This is a genomic window from Bacillus sp. P4_D3, from assembly GCF_056401855.1.
In genome coordinates this window covers 1-8,930 of record NZ_JBFUIN010000111.1, presented here as the reverse complement: position 1 = coordinate 8,930, position 8,930 = coordinate 1, and the positions used below count along the sequence as shown (strand labels likewise).

At 35.2% G+C, this 8,930-nt stretch carries 9 protein-coding genes; 1 reads left to right on the top strand and 8 read right to left on the bottom strand.

What is annotated here, in order from left to right; all coding sequences use genetic code 11:
• Positions 1 to 117: 117 nt before the first annotated feature.
• Positions 118 to 270: a ribbon-helix-helix domain-containing protein gene (locus tag AC1DTM_RS13605; RefSeq protein ID WP_000290205.1), complete on the top strand. Its 153-nt coding sequence runs from the start codon at positions 118 to 120 to the stop codon at positions 268 to 270.
• Positions 271 to 483: 213 nt separating this feature from the next.
• Here the strand turns inward: AC1DTM_RS13605 and AC1DTM_RS13600 are convergent, their stop codons facing one another.
• The 8 genes from AC1DTM_RS13600 to mobL form a co-directional block, all read right to left on the bottom strand.
• Positions 484 to 1,146 carry a restriction endonuclease gene (locus AC1DTM_RS13600; protein ID WP_088099809.1) on the bottom strand — a complete coding sequence of 221 codons (663 nt, stop codon included), beginning with the start codon at positions 1,144 to 1,146 and terminating at the stop codon, positions 484 to 486.
• Positions 1,139 to 2,116, bottom strand: a complete 978-nt coding sequence (locus tag AC1DTM_RS13595) for a DUF3991 domain-containing protein (protein WP_477000345.1) — start codon at positions 2,114 to 2,116, stop codon at positions 1,139 to 1,141. The genes AC1DTM_RS13600 and AC1DTM_RS13595 overlap by 8 nt, the downstream gene beginning before the upstream one ends.
• 97 nt (positions 2,117 to 2,213) lie before the next feature.
• Positions 2,214 to 4,871, bottom strand: coding sequence for a type IA DNA topoisomerase (locus AC1DTM_RS13590; RefSeq protein ID WP_088099811.1), 2,658 nt, complete (start codon positions 4,869 to 4,871; stop codon positions 2,214 to 2,216).
• A gap of 15 nt (positions 4,872 to 4,886) precedes the next feature.
• Positions 4,887 to 5,021 (bottom strand): hypothetical protein, encoded by a 135-nt coding sequence (locus AC1DTM_RS13585; protein ID WP_255257104.1) that lies wholly within the window; start codon positions 5,019 to 5,021, stop codon positions 4,887 to 4,889.
• Positions 5,022 to 5,167: 146 nt separating this feature from the next.
• A complete protein-coding gene (locus tag AC1DTM_RS13580; protein WP_477000344.1) occupies positions 5,168 to 7,678 on the bottom strand; it encodes an LPD25 domain-containing protein in 2,511 nt (836 codons plus the stop codon).
• Entirely contained in the window at positions 7,671 to 7,946 is a 276-nt protein-coding gene (locus AC1DTM_RS13575) for a hypothetical protein (protein ID WP_002151033.1), read from the bottom strand. The genes AC1DTM_RS13580 and AC1DTM_RS13575 overlap by 8 nt, the downstream gene beginning before the upstream one ends.
• A 42-nt stretch (positions 7,947 to 7,988) precedes the next feature.
• A complete protein-coding gene (locus tag AC1DTM_RS13570) occupies positions 7,989 to 8,432 on the bottom strand; it encodes a hypothetical protein (RefSeq protein WP_002166613.1) in 444 nt (147 codons plus the stop codon).
• A gap of 3 nt (positions 8,433 to 8,435) precedes the next feature.
• A partial coding sequence (gene mobL, locus AC1DTM_RS13565) for a relaxase MobL (RefSeq protein ID WP_477000343.1) occupies positions 8,436 to 8,930 on the bottom strand: 495 nt, incomplete at its 5' end.

Genomic DNA, 8,930 nt, shown 5'->3' with positions numbered 1-8,930 from the left:
ATGTAATAACCTCCTCAATAAAGTTATATAACTTATATAACTATTCTATTACTCATTTTTCTGGTTGTCAATATAAGTTATATAACTTATAATATTTTTTATAGAGGAGGTTGTTATATGGCTGTTAATAAAGACAAGTACACTCAAATTTTAGTTACTTTTACAAAAGAACAAGTAGAACAAATAGAAAATTATTGGCATGAAAATAAGCTGAAGAATCGAAATGAAGCAATTCGTCAGATCGTAGACAAAGGGTTAAGTCGTAAATAATGACTGCCCTTTTTATTTTCCCTAAAAAACCTAAAAACGCATTTAAAGTCCGTTTCTTCCTTTACATACGTTTTTATGACAAATACGACTTATTATATTAACAACTAATTAAAAATCTCATACAATCAAATCTGAAGAGTCATTTTTGTGTTAAACTGATTTTTCTCATGTATTCTTTAAACAAATGAAAAAGAGCCGGATTTTCATCACAGCTCATGTATTAATTGGTTCTGTATGTGTACATGTGGGATATTGAGAACAGCCAAAAAACTTATTTCCTGTTTTATTCGAATTTCGAATGACTAAATCATGTTTACATGTTGGACATTTCCGTTCTGCAGGTGTTACCCCTTGATATACATCTTCAGCCGAATATTCGGGATTAATTTTATTAATCAATTTCTGAAGTTCTACACGATCTATTAATTTTACATTACAAGCTTCCGCTAATTCTTTTGCTTGTCTTGTATATACACTGTTTGTTACAACCCAGCCCTCGTGTGCTTTATAATAGGCTTGTGCTGCATATATCTCTTGTACGGCACTGATGCCGACTCTATTTTTCATCCCGTAGCGTTTCGCCTGGATTACAATACGATTTTTCCCCTTCAATACCAGATCCGCTCCGAAATCATTTGACTGCTTTGTGACTGTTGGAGAATAACCCAACTCTCGAAAGAGAGCTTTTAGGTATACTTCGAATTGATGGCCGTCCATTTTGTCTATATAGCGAATACCGGACTTAGCCATTCGCTTTAATATTCTTCGCTCCTGGATCTTCCGGTACATAAATTTACAAATATGAAAAAGAACATAAAGGATAAAACCATAAATCAAAATCTGTAATATGTTTGGCATTCCTGGTAGATTAGACACTTCTCTCCACCTCTTTAATTGGTTTCATTTTCTTTGGTTGAGCTGTTTCTTTTACCTGTTGCTCACTCACTTGTTTCTTCMGGACATCGTTCCAATCTTTTTCATTCGTTGGAATATCCTCTTTAAGATCTACAAAGCATTTCATCGTCTGAATAAAGTCTTTCCCGGCTTTATCGTTATCAACTGCCATAATGACCTCTTTAATATCGTGCCCTTCTTTTTTCGCATCCATTAAAGATTGAATCACTGTTTTTGACTTCAATCCATGCATAGAAACCAGGCGAGCATTTTGTATCTTATTTTGCTTGATACTCCAATGGGACAACATGTCGATTGGATCTTCATAAAAAATAATCTTATCCGGCTTGCCTACATCAACTGTAAAACCTGCATGAATCCTTTCGTAATTCGGGACAATTTGTTTAAAACTTCCTCGTTTATTCTCCATTTTGACAGTACCTTGGCGATTCATTCCAATTACTTTTCCTTTACCTCCTTCTTCTCTCCATTTGAACACGACATTGTTTTTCTTATCCTGGGCGATGAGATCCTTTTTAATTAACCAGTTCACTAAACGAGTATCTATTTTCCGCTCATCAATTAAGTACTGCTTGATCTCTGTTTGTTTCGGCACCTCTAAGTGTTTTGGATAGATGAAGGGCTGCTGTTCTTTTTTGCGTTCTTCTTCAGCTTTTGAGCGATCAAACTCTTTGTAATCCCCTTTTTTTATATCTAATACGGCTTGTGGAAATGTCATTTCATAGTACATCATCGCAAAGCTAATCGCTCCATATCCCTTCTCCCCTCGACTATTCCAGGCGTATTGATTCCCTTTAATAATGAGACTGTCATGTTCTGTATGACGGTAATAGTTTCCTTCTTTCTTAAACGTTTCTCCCTTTGCTTCCAGATATGAAATCAAGTCAACTTTTCTTGCTTTCATCGCATCCTCCGTACTGACATGTGCCATTACGGAATCCCCCCTTTACCCTATAAAATGAAATAAAAAAGAGGACTATTCCGTTTCCTAGTCCTCTTTTGCTACTTATAGTTGATACATTTCATTTTTATTTGCCGAATAAGAATTTTAATCGCTTCTCCTGTACGCTGTATGATAAACGAGCGTCAAATTTCTTCCCGTTTTTGTTTGAGATAAACCCTTTGATTTGATCCGTCACATTCTTTTCTAATAGCTTTTTCACATGGTTACTACTTAAATTTTTACCAGAGAATGTACCAAAAATAATGAAGTCACAGCCTTTTTTGTATCTCTCACATAAGTAGTTACTTTTCCCTACAAGAACTCTGCTCTTACATAATGGACATTTGCCAATTGTACGATCTTCAGTCGTTGGAAAACGGAATTTCAAACTTCCGTCTGCTTCCATATAGATAGCTGCTGTAAATTCTCCCATTTCTCCTTGAAAGCCGTTTATAAAATCCGTTGTTTTATACTGAATCAGCTTTTTCATCTGATTACCAGGGATTGCTTTCCCTTTCATCTTGGCTGGTAACATAAAATCACATCCTTTTTTATGCTCTGTGCATCCATAAAACGTTTTACGATGAAGGATCTCACCTTTTTTACATTTTGGGCATTTACCAAATGACAGCTCCTCTTGTGTTGGGAACTGAAATTTGATATTTCCTTCATGTAACACTAGGTAAGCGGAAAACTCTTTCTCATTGGATTTAAATCCTTTTAAAAGATCTGTTTTCTTATCCTCAAACAGCTTTTTCGCTTGCGCCTCCGGAATCGCTTTTTCTTTAATTTTTTTCGGTAAGGCGATTTCACATTCTGGATAATTACTGCACCCATAAAAATTGCCTTTATGAAGGATTTTTCCTTTTCTACAAGGGCATTTACACACCTCAATTTGCTGATTCCAAGTATTAATAATGCTATCCGACACATCATCATCCATTGCGCCTAATTGCTCTACCGTATCCTTTACAAACGTATTTGTTTTCTCTACAAATTCCTCATATTTCATTTCCTTCTTTTCAATCATGTAGATCATCCCTTCCATTTCTGCCGTATAAGCTGGATTTTTGATTTCATCTACCGGAAAAGCATCTATAAACGCACGACCAATATTAGTGGTTCGAATCTGAATGTTGGTAACATCAATATAGCTACGCTCTAACAGTTTCGGAATAAACGTTTCTTCCGTTGCAACTGTCCCAATCCGTTTTCCTTTCATAAGTTCTTTCAAATGTTCATCATCCAATTTACGCCCTGCCGTCTCCATAAAGGTTAAAATGGAACTTTCCGTATGAAAGGCTGGTTTCTTTGTTCGTGACTCAATCAAGTCATACTGAACGATTCTGAAAGAATCTCCCTCTCGTAAGATAGGTATCTGAAATGCTTCAACTGATCCCTCTTCTATATCCTCTTGAAACACACTTAGAAACCCTTTCTCTTGTAGGATTTTTTCTTTTGTACTGTATGTGTTGCCCTCTTGATCTATAAAATGTACTTCTCTTACCAGGTAGATTGCTGGTTTCATAAAATTCCCGATAAATCGTTTTACAATTAAGTCATATAACTGTTTTTCTAATGGATTTCGGTTGGTCCCGACATATAATTTTGTTGTTGGGATGATGGCAAAGTGACTACTGACTAATTCATCATTAAATGTAGTGTGTTTTTTTGTAATAGAAGATGGGATTACTTGTTGTACGAGATTTGCATAGGAGCTTTTTTCTAATGCTGCCATTACTTCTTTCACTCGTTCCACTTGTTCTGTAGGTAAGTGCCTGGATGAAGAACGAGGATAAGTAATAAAGCCTTCTTCATACAAACTCTGAATATGTTTTTTTGCTGTTTCTGCATTTATCTTCATCTTAGCGTGAGCATCTTTGTAGATATCCGTTAAGTTATATAATAATTTTGGTTTCTTTTTTCTCGTACTTTCTTTAAATTCCGTTACGATTACATTCGTTTCTTTCAAGCTATCTCCAAGCCTTTGTAGTGGCGATGGATCTATCAGTTGATCTTCTGTTTTCATTACTGGTGATAAACCGTTTTCCGTTAGTAGCTTTAAATTGTAATAGGTTTGTTCTTTATAGTTTTGGATAGCAATTTCCCTTTGACGGATTTCATTCAAGATACACATTTGAACACGACCGGAAGCCAATAAGAATTGATTTCTTGCTAGTTTTGATGTACAACCTCTCGTAACATTAATACCTAGAATGTAATCTAGGTATTGCCTTGCTTTAGCGGATTGAGCAAGTCCTTCATAGTCTGCTCCTGGTTCTAATCGGTTCAAAGCCCCCTCTAATTCTGCGGCCTCATAGGAAGAGATAAAAAGACGGGATTCTCGCTTGTTCACACCTGCATATTCAACTATTTCACGATAGATAAGCTCACCTTCCTTATCCGCATCACAAGCATTTGCCACATGATCTACATCGGGACGATTTAACAACTTAACCAGTATTTCAATTTGTTCAAGACTATCCGATTTCGCTTTATATTCCGGCTCCAAAATAATTGGTAAATGTTCAAATTTAAATTCTTTGTATCTCTCGTCCATCTCTTCTGGATGTTTTAGTTCTAATAAATGCCCTCGGCACCAACTAATAATGTAATTTTCATTTTCATAGTAGCCATAATATGGCTTACTTCCTGGATGCTTTTGCGAGTTTCTAAATCTAGGTGATTTTAATAATTCAACAGCTACCTTCGGCTTTTCTGCAATAAACAATGTTTTCCCCATACGTATTACCTCCTATTAATCTACAATTTCAGTTTCACGCTTCCATTTCTTATTTCTGCGCTTTTTCATTATTCTGTGACCAAATAATAGCAACATGTTCAAAAAGACTGCTACAAGGAACATACAGCCTGCAAACAGCCATACATTCATGACGTTCACTCCTTTCTTTCTACAAACAAGAAAGAGGGCTTTTCCTTTTACCCTCTTTCATTTTTAGATATAAAAAAAATCACTTTCCGTTTTCTCAATTGAGTAACAAAAAATGATTTAATCTGGTTTTCCTGTTATAAAATTTTTCATCGTTCCATTTCCATTGTTTCTTTTTTTCTACTTGATTTCTTTGTAGCCTTTGACTGGTCTACATTACCTGAAGTAATAGGATCTGGCTCCTTTTCTTTTTCTTTACCATTCGTTTGTTTTCCGTTTAATGGCTGAATTTTTTTATCTACATCTATTTCTTTTGAAGTTGTAGACTGATTCACCGCTATTCCTTCTTTCCCAAGCTTCTCATCCACCTGATTTTCTAATTTTACTACGTGTTCCTGGCTTACCAGCTCATTATCAATCGAAACATATTTCGTTGTATAATACCGTTCTTCAGCTTTTACACGAGTGACAATACTATCAATATTATCTGGTGTTTCTTCATATTGTAAACGTCTGTATGCCTCGAATTTTCGGCTTAAATCCTTATCTAACGTAGTTGGCTCCTTTTCTTTTAAAGGCTGAATTTGTTGATCTAGAGAAGCAATAGGTGCATATCCCTCCGTCTTCATTTCTTTATATAATTCCACTTCTTTTTCATTAAATGAGTAATCTTTTTGCGCCTCCGCTTTATCAACTAAGAGTCCATATCGTTCATCTTTTACGATTTCATCTAGACTCATATTTGCATCTTTTTCATAAACAACAAATGACAAATTTCCTCTTCCATCAAATATAGAACTTTGAACCTTTTCATATAAATCTGGTTTCAAAATGTTATCTAGATAGACATTTTCTCGTTTCCCGTTCTTTTCCATTAGTGAAACATATAAATCGTCCCGATCTGTTTTATCTTGATTCCATACAGACAAATAATTTATATCTTTCGTAACAGCATCCATCATGTGGATTCTTGCCAGCTCTTCATCTTGTATACCGTTTGCTAATACTTCAATTGTAACAAAGTGGTTGGGTGTTTCTTTCAATTTTTCTAATGTATTTTCCTGTGCTTTTTCCAGCGGTATTTCTTTGTTATTTCTATGATTCACCACCTCATCTCGTAACGCTTGCTTCACTTCATCCGATAGATACCTTTTCTCGTTTAATACTTGTTCATACGGAGTCTTGTAGTCTCCATCCCCCATATCCAAACGATCCATACTCACAAGCTCCATTCTCCCAAAATCCCTATCTACTTCTTTAGGAATGGCGATATGGTAACGAGTTTTATCATATGGTACATATTCATCTCTTTCTCTTGCTTCCTCTTTTGCTGTTTCAATATTAGAAATGACTTCAGACATTTTTTCATTGGCTTCTCCAAATGGGATCAATTGATTACTTTTAAAATTTCCATTTTCACTCCATTGAATTAACATAGTTGGACGAGTAATGTCATTCTGATTTAGTGCTGCATACTTTTCTTGATTTGCCACGTTAAATGCATCTATATATTCCTTATCACTCAATTTTCCTCCACCTTCTACAGGCTCAAACGCTCGATTTCTATCTGCCTGCTCCCTTAACTCTGTAACGGAAACAAGCTCTTGTGTCGTGTTACTTAAACTCATATATTCGACCAACAAAATGTTTTTTTCATCCTGTTTTTCATTTCTATTTGCCATGCCTTCCACCTCTTTTTCATTTGTTTTTTCTTTTTCCTTTTCTAGTGTGTTTTCAATTGTTTCAATAAATTCAATCGAAGTTTCATGTACCTCTTTTAATAATTTCGTTTTATCTTTCATTTCTTTTCCTTGTGTCCAGCTCGCTAAATATCCTAGCGAATATTCGCTTGTATCAATCCCGAAATAAGAAGATACGGCATAAGCGGTCATTTCTGCTTGAAACTCTTTTTCGGGTGCTGTGTAATTCATATGTGTCTCTGCTGTATGAAGTTTTGCATGTGCCAATTCATGAAGTAAGGTTTTTACATTTTGCAATTCACTGTTTCGTGGATTCAAGGCGACTTCTTTTGTTAAGGTGTAGCTAACACCCTTTGCGACACCCAGTTCTGATTTTGGTTCAATAATTTTCACACCGTTTTTTTCCGCAATGGCTTCCATTCCTTTGTACAAACTTTTATAATCTGTTACGCTCCCGTCTAGCCAACGATTCGGAAAAATACGAGGAAGATCTTCCGCTTTTGCGTTCGTTTGGGACACATCAAACACATGACCGACAGCAAAATATAAGCGACCAGGTATCACTTCTACGCTTTTAGATTCGATTTGTTTTTTMTCTTCCTCACTTGCTTTAGTTACTGTTTTCCAAGTGCCTTCTTTGTCTTTAAATTTTGCTACAGTTCGGTTTGGAACAAGGATCTGGATTCCTTTCTCGCCCTTCTTAACCGCAAACCCTTTTTCTTTCCAAAAAGAAAAGGAACCAACTGCACTGGCTCCCTCGAATTGACTCTGTATTAATGAAATATTAGATGGTGAATAGTGATAAAACTTTGCCATAAACGTTAAATACTCTTTCAAATCTCCCGGTGTACGAAAATAACCTTCTACGCTTTTTTCCATCTTTTTTGTTAAAGCTTGCACCGCTTCTTTCTTTTCTTCTGGTGATTTCGTTTGATACTTTTTCTTATAATTCTTACTCATGATCTTCCCCTACTCTTTCACTCGCTCTTTGCAATTCCTCCATATCTTCTTCATTCCATCTTTCCGTTGTGTCAAAGAAAAGTGCATGTGTTTTTACGTTAACCGGAACTAACATATTCTCTTGATTCATAACATGAACTGCAAGTTCTTCCTCTTGTTCTCGTGTAATTTTGATTGTTAGTTCTTCATCTTTTACAAGTAAAACGAGTTCACCTTCTCCAATTTCTTTAATGACTCCTAATGCGATATCTTCATGAAATAATAACATCCTAATAACCTCCTATTTTTTTATAAAAAAGAACAATGTAGCTTATGTTACATTGTTCTTTGATGCCTCGTGATCTATACGTTTTTGTCTCGCATGACTAATTCGTTCCGCTACGACTTCCTTTGCCATTTTCACGCCACCGACTTCTATTTTATCCGTAGTAATAATACTCTCTAGATCTAAGTCATTGGCAAAAAAGTATCCATTCATTAATTCAATTAAAACTTGTGTATTTCGATCCGCACTATTTGCACCAAGACGAATTTTTGTTAGTTCACTTTTTAATATGTCATGAAGATTTTTAGAAACAACTTCTGAAATATAATTCAATGACCATTCTGTATTTTTTGATGCTTGATGTTCCATACAAATTTTCGATATGGCATCCCCAGGATGTGTAATATTATTCTCCTCCATATACTCTTGAACATAATGATGGACGTTTTCACTCAATGATAACTTCATTCGTACTTTTTCATTCCCCATAATCTAACCCCTTTCGTTTTCATATGCATTTTCCCTTTGCATCCGCTCATAATACTTTTGGTTTTTCCAACTTTCATATTCACTTTTAAAAGCACGTTCCACTTTCCTCATAGAATATTGAATAGATACATTCTGTTGGAATTTTTGAAACGGCTTTGATTTTTTCATGTGATGGATTCTCTTTTGTTCTTTATCGTATGCCTTCATTTCTTGTAAAAAAGCGTTCCCCATTCTTTTATACAGGTCATTGATTTTATTCGTTTTATAATTTTCATATTGCTTCTTATCATACTTCCCTTCTCCATACGCTTCTTTAAAAACTTGAACTTCTTTATCTAACTTTTGGAGAAACTGATCGTAATCTTTTTTATGATGATGTTGAATATATCGCCTGCTTAATTCATCAATTTCCGGCTTCAATGGCTGAATGGTATTGTAACTATATTGCCACTGTCTTTTATCACTTGGTAACTGTTTATAGATTTGTAAAAACAATGG